Consider the following 19,361-nt stretch of genomic DNA (forward strand, 5'->3'; position numbering starts at 1 on the left):
CCCACAACTCGAGTCCGTTTCTGCCAGATATTTTTTCGGGCCAAATAACTAGTCTTGGCTGGAAGATTACTTATTACATTCGAAACAACCATCTGACTAATTCATAAGCAGCCGAATGGACTCAAACATGTTCAAACCAACTGTCGGCCCGATTATTGGCCACACCACAACTAATCACGCCCGTATTTTTTTACGCGGCGAACACAATAAAGACATCTTGGCATTTGCTGGCATTCGTTATAGGCGACAAGGCGAAGATCACTGGTCAAAAGGTAACTTTGCGAAACTCGAACCCGAGCACGACATGTGCGAAGTTATCGTGCTGAACAACCTGTCCGCCGACTCCGACTATGAATATCAAGCCGGGTGGTTCAGCCTGACCAGCCCGGCGCACACCGTCGACACGGTGAAAGAACTGCCGCTGCAATGGTCACGGCAGGTTTATCACTTGCGTACCCGCTCCAGCCAGGTCAACCTGCCAAGGGCCTACATTGTCGGCTCTTGCCGATACCTGCGCATGACCGCGGGCATAGCATCCGCCCCTCACTTGGGCGACAGAGTCTTTGCTTCGATTTCACGCTTGGTGGAGCAAGCCAGCCCTCCCGTCAGCGCGCTGGTGATGACGGGCGACCAAATTTATGTCGATGACTTGAACATTATTGCCCCTGATCGGGAACTCAAGGAAATCCTCCATAAATATCGCGTGGCGTTTTCGCAGAAAAATATCACCAGATTAATGTCCAATCTGCCCACTTACATGATCCTTGACGACCATGAAATAGAGGATAACTGGCCCGCCAACAAGAACAAGTCCGACGAGCACTTATATGCAAACGCAATCAGGGCCTATGAGTTGTATCAGGCCAGTCATAGTCCCGCCCATGCACTAACTGATGATGGACTGACAAATAAACGACTGGACAAATACTGGTATCAATTTACTGAAGGTGATATCGAATGGTTTGTTACCGACAGTCGGACCCGACGCAATCTGTCGGCCACTGACCGACGCATTCTCGACGCAGCCCAGGAACAAGTCTTGTCCGACTGGCTGATCCACAGCCCGGCGCGGGTCAAACTCGTGGTCACCAGCGTCATGTTCTACCCTGACCGCAAGCGCACGGATGATGACGCTTGGCAGGCCTTTCCAGAACAACGGCTACGATTGCTTGAGACCATTCGCACACACCGTATCAAGAATGTCTTCTTCATTTCCGGCGATGTCCACGGCTCGCTGACCAGTCGGCTGAGTCACAGCGAGGATGCGGACTTCGAAGTCCACACCATCGTCTCGTCACCGCTGTGCAACAGCAAAATGCTGCCCTATGCCACGACCGCCACATTCGTCCTTGATCACCCTCTGGTCCGCACCGCCGCAGGCGACTATCGACATGAACTGACCAGCAAGGTGATTAGCCAGGATAATTTTGCACACCTGATCGTCGATGCCGGGCAGCTTCAGGTGAATTTCCACGACCGGGAGGGCAAGCATTTGCAGTCCGTTGGCATCCCGATTCGCTGACTCGAAAACAGATCGCAGTCACTGGCAATACTTGCAAAACTGCGATTTTTCGGCGACTGGCAATACTTTTTGCCACCGACTGAAGAAAAGCCGTCGTCTGCCGACATATTCTTATAGCACTTGGCCTTCATCTCTCTTGTCAGTCGGTGTCGCAATGATGCAACCTTGCCGCAGGCAACAGTAAAGAGGGCGAGAGCCCAACGCGTTCAGCATATTCGAAGCGAGTTTCCCTCCATGAAAAGCCAACCCGATGCCGCCAGCCGTATGGTGGCCGAGGTAGTGACGCAGTTGCCTGTGCCCTCGCGGCTCGGCATGCTGCGTTTCGAACGGCTTAATGAACCCAGCTGGGCGCTGCTGTTTCTCGATCCCAATTGTGAACGCCAGTTCGGCGTGCCAGCCGTGGAACTGTGTGCGCTGGTGGGCTCGCCCTACGCCAGCCTGATGGAGCCGCTAGCGCGCTATCAACTGCACGATGCAGTCCAGCAACAGCTGACTGAAAGCCCGCACTACCTGATCCGCTATACCCTGCACACCGCCGCTGGCTCCCTGACTCTGCTGGAGCTGGGCGAAGCCTACAAACAACACAATCGACACCTGTTGCGCGGCTACCTGCTGGTCATCGACGGCCTGTTCGAGGATGACCCGCTGCAACCGGCCATGGACCTTGAAACCCAGAACTCGCGCCTGCAAATCGCCCTGGAACTCAATCAGCGCACCCAGCAGGAGCAACTGCTGCATCTGGAGCGGGTGCGGGCCCAGCAGGATCTGATCCTGCTGCTCACCCGTCAACGCTACAGCAGCAACAACTCCTTGCGCGAAGCCGCCGAGCTGATCACCCGCAGTGCCTGCGACATCTACGAAATCGACAGTGCCAGCCTGTGGCACCTCGAAGGCTCGATGCTGGTGCCGATCTCGGCCTATCACCGCACGAATCAGGAATACCTGCTGCCGCAACCGATCGACGTCAGTCTTTTCCCCGATTACCTCGACGCCCTGCACACCGGCCGCGCCATCGACGCCCATAACGCCATGCGCGACCCACGCACCCGGGAGATGGCCGAAAGCCTGCGCCCGCGGGACGTCAACGCAATGCTCGACGCCAGTATCCGCGTCGATGGCCAGGTGGTCGGCGTTTTGTGCCTGGAGCAAACCGGGGCAACCCGCGCCTGGCAGTCGGATGAAATCGCGTTCGCCGGAGAACTGGCAGACCAGTTTGCCCAGGTCATCAGCAACCACAACCGGCGAACCGCCACCAGCGCCCTGCACCTGTTCCAGCGCGCAGTCGAACAAAGTGCCAACGCCTTTTTGCTGGTCAACTGCGATGGCGTTGTGGAATACGTCAACCCGAGCTTCACCGCGATCACCCAATACTCCACCGAAGAAGTGCACGGTCAGCGGCTGTCAGAACTACCAGCCCTGGAGAACCTCAGCGAACTGCTGTTCGATGCACCTTCGGCGCTGGCCAAGAGCAACAGCTGGCAAGGTGAATTCAAGAGCCGCCGGAAAAACCTCGAACCCTACTGGGGCCAATTGTCGATCTCCAAGGTTTACGGCGACAACCGCGAGCTGACCCACTACATCGGCATCTACGAAGACATCACCCAGACCAAGCTCGCCCAACAACGTATTGAGCGCCTGGCCTACACCGACAACCTGACCAATCTCGGCAACCGTCCGGCGTTCATCCGCAACCTCGATGAACGCTTCGCCCGGGACAGCGACGCGCCGATCAGCCTGTTGCTGGTGGACATCGACAACTTCAAGCGGATCAACGACAGCCTCGGCCACCAGACCGGCGACAAACTGCTGATCAGCCTGGCCCGGCGCCTGCGCAACAGCTTGATCCCGAGCGGCAGCCTGGCGCGATTCGCCAGTAACGAATTCGCCGTGTTGCTGGATAACAGCGACCTCACGACGGGCCAGCAAGTGGCCAACCAGTTGCTGGCGACCCTCGACAAACCGATGTTCGTCGACAACCAGTTGATCAGCGTCACCGGCTCCGTGGGCCTGGCCTGTGCACCATTGCACGGACGCGACCCGCAAACCCTGATGCGCAATGCCGGGCTGGCACTGCACAAGGCCAAGGCCAACGGCAAACATCAGGTGCAGGTGTTCACCGAAGCGCTGAACGCCGAGGCCAGCTACAAGCTGTTCGTCGAAAACAACCTGCGCCGCGCCCTGACCCAAAACGAACTCGACGTGTTCTACCAGCCCAAGCTGTGCCTGCGCAGCGGTCGCCTGCTGGGGATGGAAGCCCTGCTGCGCTGGGATCACCCGGAAAAGGGCATGATCCGCCCGGACCAGTTCATCAGCGTCGCCGAGGAAACCGGGCTGATCATTCCGATCGGCAAGTGGATCGCCCGCCAGGCCTGCCGCATGAGCAAAGCGCTGACCGCCGCCGGCCTGGGCAACCTGCAAGTGGCGATCAACCTGTCGCCCAAGCAGTTTTCCGACCCGGACCTGGTGGCCTCCATTGCCAACATCCTCAAGGAAGAAGCCCTGCCGGCGCATTTGCTGGAGCTGGAGCTGACCGAAGGCCTGCTGCTGGAGGCTACCGAAGACACCCACTTACAGCTCGACCAGCTCAAGCGCCTGGGCCTGACCCTGGCCATGGACGACTTCGGCACCGGTTACTCGTCGCTCAGTTACTTGAAAAAATTCCCCATCGACATCATTAAGATCGATCGAAGCTTCATCCACGAAATCCCGGACAACCAGGACGACATGGAAATCACCTCCGCGGTGATCGCCATGGCCCACAACCTGAAACTCAAGGTCGTGGCTGAAGGCATCGAAACCGCCGAACAGTTGTCGTTCCTGCGCCGCCACCGCTGCGACGTCGGCCAGGGCTACCTGTTCGACCGTCCGATCCCGGGCAACGAGCTGATCGAAAAGCTCAAGCGCTACCCGCGCGGCCCAATCGCCTGACAGCGATCCAACTCTCGGGCAAACTGCTTGTCTGTCTAATTATCCTGACTGAGAGGACTGATCATGGTTCTGCGCTCGGAAATCCTGGTGAACAAAAACGTGCTCCCTACTAAAGAACAAGCTCTGCCTGGCCGTGAAACTCCGATGAAGCTGCCCGAGAAGCACTTTGTCTTCAAAGACACCCCGCTGTTGGGTCCATTCTTCGAGGACGTCGAATTCGCGATCTTCGGCCTGGGCTGTTTCTGGGGGGCGGAACGCCGCTTCTGGCAGCGTGAAGGCGTGGTCAGCACGGTAGTTGGTTACGCCGGTGGCTTCACGCCAAACCCTACGTACGAAGAAGTCTGCTCTGGCCTGACCGGCCATGCCGAAGTGGTGCTGGTGGTGTACGACAAGGCGAAAGTCAGCTACCAGGAGCTGCTGGCGATGTTCTGGGAACTGCACAACCCGACTCAGGGCATGCGCCAGGGCAACGACATCGGCACCCAGTACCGCTCGGTGATCTACGCCACTTCGCCTGAACAACTAGGCGCCGCGCTCAAGAGCAAAGCAGCGTACCAGGCTGAACTGTCCAAGGCCGGCCTCGGTGAAATCAGCACCGAGATCGAACAGGCCCCGACCGTCTATTTTGCCGAGGCGTATCACCAGCAATACCTGGCCAAAAATCCGGAAGGCTATTGCGGAATCGGCGGCACAGGCGTGACCTGCCCGATCTGACAACTGACTGTAGGAGCGAGCCCGCTCGCGAAAAACCAAAGAGCGCCCCTGGGCATCCGGTTTACGCGTTAACGTTCACGACCTTCGCGAGCAACTCGCTCCTACAGATCAACTCTCGGCAATCAACCAATCCATCCGCCACCCACCCTGGGTCTGCCCAAGCTTCTCGGACAACCACGGCAGAAGCTCACGCAACTCTTCCTCCAGCCCCCACGGCGGATTGGCAATCGCCAGGCCGGAACCGTTCAGGCTGTTCGGCGTATCCAGCGGATGCACCAGCAACTCCACCCGCAACAACTTCGGCGCACCGGTACCGGCCAAGTCCTGATAGAAGCGGCGCAGCGCGCGCTGGTCCTTCACCGGGTACCAGATTGCCGCCACGGTCTGACGCATCCGGCCAATCGCTTCCTTCAACGACGTGGCACAGCGCTGCATCTCGTCGAGCTTCTCGAACGGCGGATCGATCAACATCACCGCACGTTTCTCCGGCACGGGCAGCAAGGCCCGGGACACGTGCCAGCCTTCACCCAGGTGAACCTTGACCCGGCGATCACCGGCCATGTTGTCCTTGAGCAGCACGCCATCTTCCGGGTGCTTCTCGTTGAGCAACACACGATCCTGCGGACGGGTCAGGCGCCGCGCCAACTCCGGCGACCCCGGGTAATAGCGCAACTGGCCATCCGGGTTCATCTCGTGCAGCACCTGCATGTAATCGGCGGTCAGGATCGGCAGATCCGGCTGCTCCCACAAACGCGCAATGCCTTCCAGGTACTCACCGGTACGATTGGCCTGATCACCCTGAAGGTCATACAGACCGATGCCGGCGTGGGTATCGAGATAGGCAAACGGCTGCTCCTTGCGCGACATCAGGGCGATGAGGCGGGTCAAGGTCAGGTGTTTGAACACGTCGGCGTGATTGCCGGCATGGAAGGCGTGACGATAATTCATGGCTGCTCCTGCGAAGGCCGGGAAGTTTACCTTTTACCGGCCGGCAAGTCAGGGGTTGGCAGCCAAGCGGCCGGTGAGGCATTACACAGCCCTGTGGCGAGGGGGCTTGCCCCCGTTCGACTGCAAAGCAGTCGCCAACCCCAAGTACTGCGGTGTGCCTGATAACACCGGGTCGCTGAACTCAGGGTTGCTGCGCAACCCAACGGGGGCAAGCCCCCTCGCCACAAAAGCCGCCTGGCGCTACCCCGAAGGCCGTGCCCGCAACCGCCGCCCAACCACATCCAGCACATCGCAGCCATCGCGCAACGTAATTGCGCAGAGCAAGGCGAAATCGCTGAGGATGAAGGACCCGCACTCGATCGAACCGCGCATGGACAGGTTCTCAAGCACTTGGGTTACTGCGCGGAGTCTGTAGTTGGCGGCGTCGGTGAGGATGTCGAGTGGCGCGTGGGTGTCGACGAACAGGGTGGGCATATCGGTGCAGTTGCTGGTCAATGCCATGAAGCGGTTGTCGGGATGGGGGATTGGCTTTACGTAGGGTGGGTCGGGGTGAATCGTTTTCATTTTTTAAACCTCTGGTAGAAGTGAGGGCTACCATCGGCCTTCCTACAGGCTTGGGTGGCAGCCATACGCGGGGTAGGAATATCGAGACCAGAGAACTCGACCACGCCGAAGCGTGCCCGCGCACAGCCGCCGCAACAGATCTTACGGGCGCACGTTAGTGGCCGCAAATCAGGTGTCGACGTCAAAGCGTTTCTGGTCTTAACGGGTTCCTACACCCCACCACTGAATTGTCAGTGACCGCCAAAGATTATCGACGGAAATCGCATCGCACCACTTCATGAAAACCGCTAGGTTTTGAAGGAAACGTCCTAGGACCTTGCCCGGAAAAATTCGCAGCAACCCCAATCCACCAAAGAGATTTGAGACTGTTGCGCTCAAACTGGGTAAGTCGTTGGAGGATAGTGTTATTCCGTAACGCATCCTCCTAACCCGCCTGACGAGAAAGTGGCATAAAGAATGGGTACGCCAACCTGGTTGGGTGCCCATTTTTTGTTGGGGGGGAAGATTTTTAAGTCGATCTGATCTTCAAGTGAACTTTAATTATATCCAGTCAGTCGCTGTACCAACGCCACCTAATAACAAAAGCAATCCACACAGAATCAGTACTCCCCAGCGCCAAATGACAAGCTGGCGCTTAAGTGAACCAGGAAGACTGTTTAGGTCGCTAGCACTTAGAGTGCCATTTCTAATATGGCGATCAGGGAACGCGACAAGTGCTGCGATTCCCGCAATCAAATGTAAGTGGCCCCATGCACCGAGATGTCGATAGCGAGATAAAGCCATGACTGCAGTACTGTTTTTCAGATGTTTTAGCATCACGTCTATCTTGGTGTAGGACAAGTAAAGTGCTAACCCCATCCAAATGAATATCATCAGCAGAACCACGCCACCGAAAATGCCGAAAATCAATTTTGCAGGTGTCATTAATTCATCTCGTAAACGATGTCGCCAAATAACTCACCAAGCCCGCTACCCACTGCGCCGCCTACTAACGATCCCGCTGTGACCACCACCACGCCACATACTAAGGTTCCGACTCCTGCCGTGGTCGCGCCGACCGCGAGGCAAATCCCACCAACTGTATTAGCGGTTAAGGCTGTACCTATTATTGCGCCTCCTGCGATGCCACCGGCGAAACTCCCCGCCTCAGTAAATTTAACTCGCCTGCAGGCCTCGGGATTTCCCGCCGTGCACACATCCTGCACCTTCATGGCCGACGCCCCGCCACCAATAGCCGAGCCGACCCAGCTACCGTACTTGAGGTATTTGGAAGCCTTGGCCACCCCATCAAGATGAGTCGCGTAACCTGGCATCTGCCCTACGCCGCCAGCATCCGTCCAGCGATGAACCAGGCTGGGAGGCGAGAGGAACATTGCACGATTCAAATTGGAGTGGTCGGGGAAACCGATACCCTTGCGCGTCAGGCTTGTCAGGTGGATATCGAGTTGAGCGAGCAGTTTTTGACGCTCTGCCAGAAACGTCGGTGAGCTCAGGTGGCCATCGCGCAGAAATGAATTCTGATGCAACGCTTCGATTTTTTTCAGGGTGTCGCTTACGTTATCCAGATTGTTTTTGAGAATACTCGCGCCCACGCCGATTGCGGTCGAGCCATGGCCCAGGAAGGTCTGGATGGCATCACGGTGCTGCACCATAAAATCCGCCTCCTCCGGGCTGAGCGTTTCAAGCACCTGGTTGGTCTTGGCCGCCACGTCCATGAGCAGGGCTTCTTCACGGGTGCACTGGTAGTTGTTCGGGTCGCTCAGCACGATCATCGAGCCGGCTTTGACGTCGCGCAGGTTGGGATTGAGCAGCTTGAATTTGCCCATCACCGACGGGTCGCGCAAGGTGAACAACGAGGCCTCGAGCTGTTCGCGGGTGGTGCTCTTGGGAACGATGTAAAAGCCGGGCTCTACAGCCTGTGCACTGTTGTCACGCATCGGCATGGGAGAGCTTGGTGCAGGCGCGTAGCTGGATGATCGTGACGTTACCGGAGCGGTGGCAGCGGCGGGCGCGGCCTGCGCAGTGGCGGCCCGCATGGTGTGTGGTTCCGCGCTGCGTTTGGACTCGTACTTCGCCGTGGACTGCGAAGGGATAAGCCCGGCTTTGCAAGGGCAACTACTGAAGCTATCCAGCGATCCCGCCACCATCCTGCCGTTGCTTTTGATGTATGAAACACCGCCAGTGATCACGTAGGTTTTATTGTCTTTTCCGCAGGAAACCCGGTCCCCATCACGCGCGTGCGCGAAGCCAAACATCATGATGTGGGTATCGGCTTCCAGAACTTTGCCACCGCAGGTGGTCTTGTCACCCTCACGAATGAAGTATCCCTTTGCCATTGCTGATTTCCCTCTCTACCGACGCCCCATTCATGGAAAGCGCGCCACTGTTAACGATAGGTAACACCGACTCGGAATGAGTGGGCTGACGCAAAGTACGTGGACGGAGAGGAAACTCAAGATGGCCGAAAAAATCAGGAAATGTCTCACGACCAATACTGAAAAGGACCACGGATGTTGGAGGACCAATACTTGTTGTTCTTACTTGGCTTGCAAGAAAAAACGGCTCGCACCCTAAGGCTGCGAGCCGTTTTTTTTATCAGAGGTGGGCAGAGTTCAACCCATCACTCATCACTTGTTCAAACGATAGTCCGCCTCAGCAGCAGCAAAACGCTGGAACATGCCAGCAGTCGGCGTGCCCATTTTGCTGACGAAGAAGATCGCCAGGCTGGCGAAGATGAAACCAGGGATGATTTCGTACAGGCCCAGCAGTTCGAAGTGTTTCCAGACGATCACGGTGATCGCGCCGACCAGGATACCGGCCAGTGCGCCGTTGCGGGTCATGTCTTTCCAGATCACGGAGATCAGCACGACCGGACCGAATGCGGCACCGAAACCGGCCCAGGCGTAGCTCACCAGACCCAGTACACGGTTTTCCGGGTTGGACGCCAGGGCGATCGCCACCAGGGCAACCAACAACACCATGGCACGGCCGACCCACACCAGTTCCAGCTGCGAAGCGGACTTACGCAGGAAGGTCTTGTAGAAGTCTTCGGTCAGGGCGCTCGAGCACACCAGCAACTGGCAGCTCAGGGTGCTCATGACGGCAGCCAGAATGGCCGACAGCAGGATACCCGCGATCCATGGGTTGAACAGGATCTTGGCCAGTTCGATGAACACACGCTCGTGGTTCTCGGTGACTGCGCCAGCCACGTCCGGGTGCGCCGAGAAGTAGGCGATACCGAAGAAGCCGACTGCCACGGTGCCGCCCAGGCACAGGATCATCCAGGTCATGGAAATGCGACGGGCGTTGGCGATCGATTTAACCGAATCGGCAGCCATGAAACGCGCCAGGATATGCGGCTGGCCGAAGTAGCCCAGACCCCAGCCCATCAGCGAGATGATGCCGATGAAAGTGGTGCCCTTGAGCATGTCGAAGTTGCTTGGATCTTGCGCTTCGATGGCCAGGAAGGTGGTGTCGACGCCGCCAGTGGCCAGCAACACGATAACCGGCGTCAGGATCAACGCGAAGATCATCAGGGTGGCTTGTACGGTATCGGTCCAGCTCACGGCCAGGAAACCACCGATAAAGGTGTAGGCAATCGTCGCCGCAGCACCGGCCCACAGCGCCGTCTCGTAGGACATGCCGAAGGTGCTTTCGAACAGACGGGCGCCGGCCACGATGCCGGAAGCGCAGTAGATGGTGAAGAACACCAGGATCACGACCGCGGAGATAATCCGCAGCAGGCCGCTTTTGTCTTCGAAACGGCTGGCGAAGTAGTCCGGCAGGGTCAGTGCATCACCGTTGTGCTCGGTCTGCACACGCAGACGGCCGGCGACGAACAGCCAGTTCAGGTAGGCGCCGACGATCAGACCGATGGCGATCCAGCTTTCGGACAGACCGGACATGTAGATCGCGCCGGGCAAGCCCATCAACAACCAGCCGCTCATGTCGGAGGCACCGGCGGACAGTGCGGTCACGACGCTGCCCAGGCTACGACCGCCCAGAATGTAGTCGGAAAGGTTGTTGGTGGAGCGATAGGCCATCAAGCCGATCAGCACCATTGCTGCGATGTAGATCACGAACGTGATCAGGGTTGGATTGCTTACGCTCATTAAGTTACGCCCTGGCTTTGTTTTTATGTAGCTGCGGCTGGTGAACCGCTCGCAAACGCATACGTTTGACAGACGATCCGGATTCCCGCGCATTTATGACTGATGTTTCCCCAGGAAAGCCATCAGCCGGAGCATCCGGGTTTCGACCGGGTTGCACCTTGGGCGCGAATGCTATTCAACAAAGCAAATAAGGTGCAACCAGTTTCTTGAGAATAAGTTGCACCCAGTCGGAAATAAATTTCAAACCCGGTTTTTTGCTCCTTTTCGGAGCAAGAACTCGGGCCAACCACCCTAAAAAGCACCAAGCAAAGGCAGCACTGCCGTACCAGAATTTATTTCCTGACGAGCTGCGTAATATTCCGACAAAAAAAGGGTTGCACCCGGTTGCACCTCAACAGTCGCGCGGCTAATCTTGCCGCCAGCTGATGCCACGCAGTCGTGGCAAACATGAGGATAAAAACATGGCTACCACCACCCTTGGGGTCAAACTTGACGACCCGACCCGCGAACGCCTCAAGGCCGCCGCGACCTCGATTGATCGCACGCCGCACTGGCTGATCAAGCAGGCAATCTTCAATTACCTGGAAAAACTCGAGGGTGGTGCAACCCTGTCCGAGCTGAACGGTTCGACCAAGGATTCCGACGACTCCGTCGACGCGCCTCTGGATCACGCCCACCAGTGCTTCCTTGAATTCGCCGAAAGCATCCTGCCGCAATCGGTACTGCGCGCGTCGATCACCGCCGCCTACCGTCGCCCTGAGCCGGAAGTCGTGCCGATGCTGATCGAGCAGGCTCGCCTGCCGGCACCGATGGCCGAAGCCACCAACAAACTCGCCGCCTCGATTGCTGAAAAACTGCGCAACCAGAAGAGCGCTGGCGGCCGTGCCGGCATCGTCCAGGGCCTGTTGCAGGAGTTCTCCCTGTCGTCCCAGGAAGGCGTGGCGCTGATGTGCCTGGCCGAAGCGCTGCTGCGCATCCCGGACAAAGGCACCCGCGACGCCCTGATTCGCGACAAGATCAGCACCGGCAACTGGCAGCCGCACCTGGGCAACAGCCCGTCGCTGTTCGTCAACGCCGCCACCTGGGGCCTGCTGCTGACCGGCAAACTGGTGTCGACCCACAACGAGGCTGGTTTGACGTCGTCCCTGAGCCGCATTATCGGCAAGAGCGGCGAGCCGATGATCCGCAAGGGCGTCGACATGGCCATGCGCCTGATGGGCGAGCAGTTCGTGACCGGCGAAACCATCGCCGAAGCCCTGGCCAACGCCAGCAAGTTCGAAACCAAAGGTTTCCGCTATTCCTACGACATGCTGGGTGAAGCTGCACTCACCGAGCACGACGCACAGAAGTACCTGGCCTCGTACGAACAAGCCATCCACTCGATCGGCAAAGCCTCCCACGGTCGCGGGATTTATGAAGGCCCGGGCATCTCGATCAAGCTGTCCGCCCTGCACCCGCGTTACAGCCGCGCCCAGTACGAGCGTGTGATGGACGAGCTGTACCCGCGCCTGCTGTCGCTGACCCTGCTGGCCAAGCAATATGACATCGGCCTGAACATCGACGCCGAAGAGGCCGATCGCCTGGAGCTGTCACTGGATCTGCTCGAGCGCCTGTGCTTCGAGCCGCAACTGACTGGCTGGAACGGCATTGGTTTCGTGATCCAGGCTTACCAGAAGCGTTGCCCGTACGTGATCGACTACGTGATCGACCTCGCTCGCCGCAGCCGTCATCGCCTGATGATCCGCCTGGTAAAAGGCGCGTACTGGGACAGCGAAATCAAGCGCGCCCAGGTCGAAGGCCTGGAAGGCTACCCGGTCTACACCCGCAAGGTGTACACCGACGTGTCCTATATCGCTTGCGCCCGCAAGCTGCTGTCGGTACCGGAAGTCATCTACCCGCAGTTCGCCACGCACAACGCCCACACCCTGTCGGCCATTTATCACATCGCCGGTCAGAACTATTACCCGGGCCAGTACGAGTTCCAGTGCCTGCACGGCATGGGTGAACCGCTGTACGAACAGGTTGTAGGCAAAGTTTCCGAAGGCAAGCTGAACCGTCCGTGCCGCGTGTACGCCCCAGTCGGCACCCACGAAACCCTGCTGGCCTACCTGGTGCGTCGCCTGCTGGAAAACGGCGCGAACACTTCGTTTGTCAACCGTATTGCCGACCAGTCGATTTCGATCCAGGAACTGGTGGCCGATCCGGTAGCCAGCATCGAGCAAATGGCGACCGTGGAAGGGGGGTTCGGCCTGCCGCACCCGCGCATTCCGCTGCCGCGTGACCTGTATGGCTCCGAGCGCGCCAACTCCAGCGGCATCGACATGGCCAACGAACATCGTTTGGCATCCCTGTCCTGCGCGCTGCTCGCAACCGCACACAACCACTGGAAAGCGGCGCCGATGCTCGGTTGCGCTTCCAGCAGCGAAGCCCCGGCACCGGTCTTGAACCCGTCCGATCTGCGTGACGTGGTCGGCCATGTGCAGGAAGCGACCGTCGAAGATGTCGACAACGCGATCCAGTGCGCCCTCAACGCTGCACCAATCTGGCAGGCCACACCGCCCGCCGAGCGCGCCGCGATCCTGGAGCGTGCCGCCGATCTGATGGAAGCCGAGATCCAGCCGCTGATGGGCCTGCTGGCCCGCGAAGCCGGCAAGACTTTCGCCAACGCCATCGCCGAAGTGCGTGAAGCCGTGGATTTCCTGCGTTATTACGCGGTGCAGGCACGCAACGATTTCACCAATGACGCTCACCGTCCGTTGGGCCCAGTCGTATGCATCAGCCCGTGGAACTTCCCGCTGGCGATCTTCAGTGGCCAAGTGGCTGCTGCACTGGCCGCCGGTAACCCGGTATTAGCCAAGCCTGCGGAACAAACGCCGCTGGTCGCCGCTCAGGCCGTGCGCCTGATGCTCGAAGCCGGCATCCCGGAAGGCGTGCTGCAACTGCTGCCGGGCCGTGGCGAAACCGTCGGCGCCGGCCTGGTCGGCGACGATCGCGTCAAGGGCGTGATGTTCACCGGCTCCACCGAAGTCGCGCGCTTGCTGCAACGCAACATCGCCGGTCGTCTGGACAGCCAGGGTCGCCCGATTCCGCTGATCGCCGAAACCGGTGGCCAGAACGCGATGATCGTCGACTCCTCGGCACTGACCGAACAGGTGGTGATCGACGTGGTGTCTTCGGCCTTCGACAGCGCCGGTCAGCGTTGCTCAGCCCTGCGCGTACTGTGCCTGCAGGAAGATTCCGCCGACCGCGTCATCGAAATGCTCAAGGGCGCGATGGCTGAAAGCCGTCTCGGCAACCCTGAGCGTCTGTCCGTGGACATCGGCCCGGTGATCGACGCCGAAGCCAAGGCTGGCATCGAGAAGCACATCCAGGCCATGCGCGACAAAGGTCGCAGCGTGTACCAGGTGGCCATCGCCGACGCCGAAGAAGTCAAACGCGGCACCTTCGTGATGCCGACACTGATCGAACTGGAAAGCTTCGATGAACTGCAACGGGAGATCTTCGGCCCGGTGTTGCACGTGGTTCGCTACAAGCGCAAGGACATCGATCAACTGATCGGTCAGATCAACGCTTCCGGCTACGGCCTGACCCTGGGCGTGCACACCCGCATCGACGAGACCATTGCCAAGGTGATCGACAACGTCAACGCCGGTAACGTCTACGTCAACCGCAACATTGTTGGCGCAGTAGTAGGCGTGCAGCCATTCGGCGGCGAAGGCCTGTCGGGTACCGGCCCGAAAGCCGGCGGCCCGCTGTACCTGTACCGCCTGCTGTCGACCCGCCCTGCGGATGCGATCGAACAATCCTTCGCTCGCGGCGATGCTGCCGCAGCACCGGACCTTCGTCTGCGCGACGCCATGAGCAAGCCGCTGACCGCCTTGAAAGCCTGGGCCGACAACCACAAGTTCGCCGACCTGAGCACCCTGTGCGTGCAGTTCGCCGCACAATCGCAAAGCGGTATCACCCGCCTCCTGGCCGGCCCGACCGGCGAACGCAACAGCTATGCGATCCTGCCACGGGAACACGTGCTGTGCCTGGCGGAAGTCGAAGGTGATCTGCTGACGCAACTGGCGGCGGTATTGGCTGTCGGCGGTTCGGCGGTATGGCCGGAAGCTGACATGACCAAGGCCTTGTTCGCACGCCTGCCGAAGGACATTCAGGCGCGCATCAAGCTGGTTTCCGACTGGAACAAGGACGAAGTGGTGTTTGATGCGGTTCTGCATCACGGCCATTCCGACCAGTTGCGTGCGGTGTGCCAGCAGATTGCCAAGCGTGCTGGCGCCATCGTAGGTGTGCAGGGTCTGTCGCAGGGTGAAACCAACATTGCGTTGGAGCGCCTGGTGATCGAGCGTGCGTTGAGCGTCAACACCGCTGCGGCAGGTGGTAATGCCAGCCTGATGACGATCGGCTAAAACCGATAAGCCGGGCTGCCGCAATGGCCGCCCGGTATGCAATACCCCTGTGGGAGCGAGCTTGCTCGCTCCCACAGTTGTTTTGTAGTGCCTGCTAAGGCTCTGCTCTGCCCCACCATCACGCTCATCAATCATGCTATTCAGCATAAATTCACAAGCCTAGACTCGGTCCACTCCAATAAAAGGTAGGCCGCCATGTCCGAGACGTTGCTCAGTTCCCGTAATCTGGCTTTCGAGCTGTATGAAGTCCTTGATGCCGAGGGCCTGACCCAGCGTGAGCGCTTCGCCGAGCACAACCGCGAAACCTTCGATGCCGCCATTGGCACCGCCCGCAGCATCGCCGAGAAGTTCTTCGCCCCGCACAACCGCAAGGGCGACGAGAACGAGCCACGCTACGAGAACGGGCAGGCGATTCTGATTCCGGAAGTGAAACCGGCGGTAGATGCCTTCCTCGAAGCCGGTTTCCTCAACGCCGCGCGCAGTTTCGACGCTGGCGGCATGCAGCTTCCTACGCTGCTGTCCCAGGCCTGCTTCGCGCACTTTCAATCGGCCAATGCTGCTTCGACGTCGTACCCGTTCCTGACCATGGGCGCGGCGAACCTGATCGAGAGCTTCGGCACTGAAGAGCAGAAGCGCCGCTTTCTGCAACCGATGATCGATGGCCGCTTCTTCGGCACCATGGCCCTGACCGAACCCCACGCGGGTTCGTCGCTGTCGGATATTCGTACACGCGCAGAACCTGCATCTGACGGCACCTATCGCCTCAAGGGCAACAAGATTTTCATCTCTGGTGGCGATCATCCGCTGTCGGAAAACATCGTGCACATGGTGCTGGCCAAGCTGCCGGACGCACCGGTCGGGGTGAAGGGCATTTCGCTGTTTATCGTGCCCAAGTTCCTGGTCAACGACGATGGCAGCCTCGGCCAACGCAACGACGTGTTGCTGGCCGGGCTGTTCCACAAGATGGGCTGGCGCGGCACCACCTCCACCGCACTGAATTTCGGCGATAACGGCGATTGTGTCGGCTATCTGGTGGGCAAGCCGCACCATGGCTTGAGCTACATGTTCCAGATGATGAACGAGGCGCGGATCGGCGTCGGCATGGGCGCGGTGATGCTTGGCTACGCCGGCTATCTCTACTCGCTGGAATACGCCCGCGAGCGTCCGCAGGGCCGCGTGCCAGACAGCAAGGACCCGAACACTGCACCGGTGGCGATCATTCAGCATGCCGACGTGAAACGCATGCTGTTGACGCAAAAGGCTTACGTCGAAGGTTCGTTTGACTTGGGTCTTTATGCGGCGCGACTGTTCGATGACACCACCACGCTTGCGACCGAAGCCGAACGCAAACAGGCCCATGAACTGCTGGATTTACTGACACCGATCGTCAAATCCTGGCCATCGGAGTTCTGCCTGAAGGCCAACGAACTGGCGATCCAGATCCTCGGTGGCCACGGCTACACCCGCGAATACCCGGTGGAGCAGTACTACCGCGACAACCGCCTGAACCCGATCCACGAAGGCACCCACGGCATTCAGTCGCTGGACCTGCTGGGCCGCAAACTGGCGCAGAACGGTGGCGCGGGGCTCAAGCAACTGATCCGCCTGATCGCCGACACTGGCAAGCGAGCACAGGCGTTTGATTCATTGACGCCGCTGCGCGAGCCGCTGGAAAAACTGGTTACCCGCTTGCAAACCGTGACCATCGGCCTACTGACTGATCTGGCCCAAGGCAAGGTCAACAGCAGCCTGGCGAACTCGGCGCTGTACCTGAAAGTGTTTGGTCACACGGTGATCGGCTGGCGCTGGCTGGAACAGGCGATCCGCGCAGAAGAAGGCCTGGTGAAAGGGAATGCGGCGGATGTCAGTTTCTATAAAGGCAAGCTGCAGGCGGCGCGCTACTTCCTGACGTGGGAAGTGCCGGGTTGCCATCATGAGTTGGCAATTCTTGAGGCTCGGGATGATGTGTGCCTGGGCATGCAGGATGAGTGGTTCTGATCCAACCTTTGTGGTGTAGCTGAAAACCAATCGCGAGCAAGCTCGCTTCCACAGGAATCCCTGTTGGCCACAAATCTTGTGTTCAACACACAAACCCTGTGGGAGCGAGCTTGCTCGCGATGGTGTCAGCACTATCAATACATCAGCTCAGCTTGAACCCACCCATCTGCCGCGCCAAATCATCCGCCAACCGCTGCAACGTCTGGCAATCATCCCGACAGGCCCTGACCTCCCCCGCCGTCGCCCGCGCCAGGTCAGAAATCCCCTGTACGTTCCGGTTGATCTCCTCGGTCACCGCCGATTGCTCTTCCGTCGCCGTCGCCACCTGATGGTTCATGTCGCTGATGCGCTCCACCTGACCGGTAATCGCCGTCAACGACGCGCCAGTCCTCTGGCTCGACTCCACACCGGTACCCGTGGCCGCTTGCCCGGAATGCATCGACGAAACCGCATTCTCCGCCCCCTGTTTGAGACTGCCGATCATCTGCTGGATTTCATCGGTAGACGCCTGCGTACGCCGCGCCAAAGTCCGCACTTCATCGGCCACCACGGCAAACCCGCGCCCCATGTCCCCGGCTCGCGCCGCTTCGATAGCGGCGTTGAGCGCCAGCAGGTTGGTCTGCTCGGAAATCCCCCGAATCACCGCCAGCACCTGGTCGATCGACGCTACTTGATGGGCCAGTTCACCCACCGCTGTGGCTGCGACACCGATTTCGTCAGACATGCTTTCGATATGGCGGATCGAGCCACCCACCACTTCCCGTGCCTGCATTGCCTCATCCCGAGCCGTTTGTGATGCGAGCGCCGCATTGCCAGCGTTATGGGCGATTTCCTGAACGGTCAGGCCCATTTCATGGACAGCGGTTGCCACCATGTCGGTCATTTCCTGTTGGCGGCCGGAGCGCTCAGCGGTGTTATCCACCACCCGTGCAACCTGGCCGACAGCGGTGCGCAGTCGCTCACTGGTGGTCAGCACTTCACCAATCATGTCGCGCTGGCTGTCGAGAAAGCGATTGAAGCCGCGCGCCAGATCGCCCAGCTCATCGGCGCGACTGGAATCTAACCGGTGGGTCAAATCTCCACCACCGCTACCGATGGCAACCAGTGCCGCTGTTACCTGACGAATCGGCCGCACCAACCCACGGGCCAGCAGCACCACCAGCAACAGACACACAATCGCCACCGCCAGGCCGATACCGCTGCTCATCCACATGGCGCGTCGGGCTTCGGCGTAGATCTGCGATTGCGGCACTTCGGCCACCAGCGTCCACCCGAGATCGCGCAAAGGCAGACTCAACGCGAGAAAGTCTTCGCCATCACGCTGGAAGCTGCTGTTGGTGGCAGTTTTTTGACCCATGACCGCTTGCGCAGCTGACTCGCCAATCTGCTCGACCAAGGTACGCTTACCGCTGAATTGCGCCTCGGGATGAACCTGGATCAAACCGTCGGAACGCACGAGATAGACCTTGCCGCGCTCACCGAAGCTGAAGTTGTGGATCAGCTCCGACAGCTCTTTCATGCTCAGGCCAAGCCCGGCAACGCCCACGACTTTACCGGCCTGCTCGACTTTGAGGTCGATGAACAGCGCCAATTCTCCGGTGGCCGTGTCGTTGTCGATATTGAGGGTGCGCGGCTGGTTGCTGTCGAGGAACGAGTAGAACCAGGCGTCCTTGGGATTGGAACGACTGAGGGTGCGGTCCAGGCCTTTTTCGGTAATGTAATGGCTGGACGCGGTGCCGATGATCAGCGCGGTAAAGGCTTTGTGCTCGGCGCGAATGCCTTCCAGATACTGCGCGAAGCTGGCGGTCCTGGCGCTGTCCTCACCCCCGGCCAGCCAGTCGCGCACCATGCTGTTGCTGGCGATGTCCTTGGCGGCGGTAAGGGGTTGAACGAGGATCCGCTCGATGTCGTTGCGCATCGCTTCGATGCTCGACGGCAACGCTTGTTCGACCAGATAGCTCTGGGCGAGGCGGTTGACCACCAGGGTATAAATGCCAACCACGATCAGGATACTGACCAGCAGGGCGGTGCCCATGCTCAGGATCAACTGCCATTGAATACTGCGTCGCCAGAACTGCATGGAGCACCCCCAAAGAATAAGAGGCTGAAACACTGCAACAGCCGTGCCGATTGTATACAAACAAACCGACAATCTATTCTTTG

General features: G+C 59.1%; 11 protein-coding genes and 1 pseudogene. 5 read left to right on the forward strand and 7 right to left on the reverse strand.

Annotated features, from left to right (window positions below):
• Window positions 1–127: 127 nt before the first annotated feature.
• The 3 genes from AC3WTM_RS10675 (at window position 128) to msrA (ending at window position 5,164) form a co-directional block, all read left to right on the forward strand.
• Window positions 128–1,522, forward strand: a complete 1,395-nt coding sequence (locus AC3WTM_RS10675; protein WP_102671106.1) for an alkaline phosphatase D family protein — start codon at window positions 128–130, stop codon at window positions 1,520–1,522.
• A gap of 234 nt (window positions 1,523–1,756) precedes the next feature.
• Window positions 1,757–4,450: a putative bifunctional diguanylate cyclase/phosphodiesterase gene (locus tag AC3WTM_RS10680; protein WP_102671107.1), complete on the forward strand. Its 2,694-nt coding sequence runs from the start codon at window positions 1,757–1,759 to the stop codon at window positions 4,448–4,450.
• Window positions 4,451–4,513: 63 nt separating this feature from the next.
• Window positions 4,514–5,164: a peptide-methionine (S)-S-oxide reductase MsrA gene (msrA, locus tag AC3WTM_RS10685; RefSeq protein ID WP_102671108.1), complete on the forward strand. Its 651-nt coding sequence runs from the start codon at window positions 4,514–4,516 to the stop codon at window positions 5,162–5,164.
• 108 nt (window positions 5,165–5,272) lie between these two features.
• Here msrA and AC3WTM_RS10690 read toward each other — a convergent pair whose 3' ends face one another.
• The 5 genes from AC3WTM_RS10690 to putP form a co-directional block, all read right to left on the reverse strand.
• On the reverse strand, window positions 5,273–6,112 hold the full coding sequence (locus AC3WTM_RS10690) for a 23S rRNA (adenine(2030)-N(6))-methyltransferase RlmJ (RefSeq protein ID WP_102671109.1): 840 nt from the start codon (window positions 6,110–6,112) through the stop codon (window positions 5,273–5,275).
• A 240-nt stretch (window positions 6,113–6,352) separates the two neighbouring features.
• The gene (locus AC3WTM_RS10695; protein ID WP_102671110.1) at window positions 6,353–6,676 is read right to left on the reverse strand and encodes a hypothetical protein; all 324 of its coding nucleotides are present in this window, start codon (window positions 6,674–6,676) and stop codon (window positions 6,353–6,355) included.
• Window positions 6,677–7,216: 540 nt separating this feature from the next.
• Complete coding sequence (locus AC3WTM_RS10700) at window positions 7,217–7,600, reverse strand: hypothetical protein (protein ID WP_102671111.1); 384 nt, start codon at window positions 7,598–7,600, stop codon at window positions 7,217–7,219.
• Entirely contained in the window at window positions 7,600–9,012 is a 1,413-nt protein-coding gene (locus AC3WTM_RS10705; protein ID WP_102671112.1) for a PAAR domain-containing protein, read from the reverse strand. Before AC3WTM_RS10705 ends, AC3WTM_RS10700 begins: the two co-directional genes overlap by 1 nt.
• Window positions 9,013–9,303: 291 nt before the next feature.
• Window positions 9,304–10,788, reverse strand: coding sequence for a sodium/proline symporter PutP (gene putP / locus AC3WTM_RS10710; RefSeq protein ID WP_102671113.1), 1,485 nt, complete (start codon window positions 10,786–10,788; stop codon window positions 9,304–9,306).
• A gap of 461 nt (window positions 10,789–11,249) precedes the next feature.
• Between putP and putA the strand changes: the two genes are divergently transcribed.
• Complete coding sequence (putA, locus tag AC3WTM_RS10715) at window positions 11,250–15,200, forward strand: trifunctional transcriptional regulator/proline dehydrogenase/L-glutamate gamma-semialdehyde dehydrogenase (protein ID WP_102671114.1); 3,951 nt, start codon at window positions 11,250–11,252, stop codon at window positions 15,198–15,200.
• A 195-nt stretch (window positions 15,201–15,395) separates the two neighbouring features.
• The gene (locus tag AC3WTM_RS10720) at window positions 15,396–17,198 is read left to right on the forward strand and encodes an acyl-CoA dehydrogenase (protein ID WP_102671115.1); all 1,803 of its coding nucleotides are present in this window, start codon (window positions 15,396–15,398) and stop codon (window positions 17,196–17,198) included.
• A 142-nt stretch (window positions 17,199–17,340) separates the two neighbouring features.
• Here AC3WTM_RS10720 and AC3WTM_RS10725 read toward each other — a convergent pair whose 3' ends face one another.
• On the reverse strand, window positions 17,341–18,186 hold the full coding sequence (locus tag AC3WTM_RS10725) for a methyl-accepting chemotaxis protein (RefSeq protein WP_371918690.1): 846 nt from the start codon (window positions 18,184–18,186) through the stop codon (window positions 17,341–17,343).
• An 18-nt stretch (window positions 18,187–18,204) separates the two neighbouring features.
• A pseudogene (locus AC3WTM_RS10730) lies at window positions 18,205–19,278 on the reverse strand (HAMP domain-containing protein); the annotation flags it as partial.
• Window positions 19,279–19,361: the final 83 nt, after the last annotated feature.

It is taken from the genome of Pseudomonas sp. EU05-FHT14B02, from assembly GCF_058791055.1.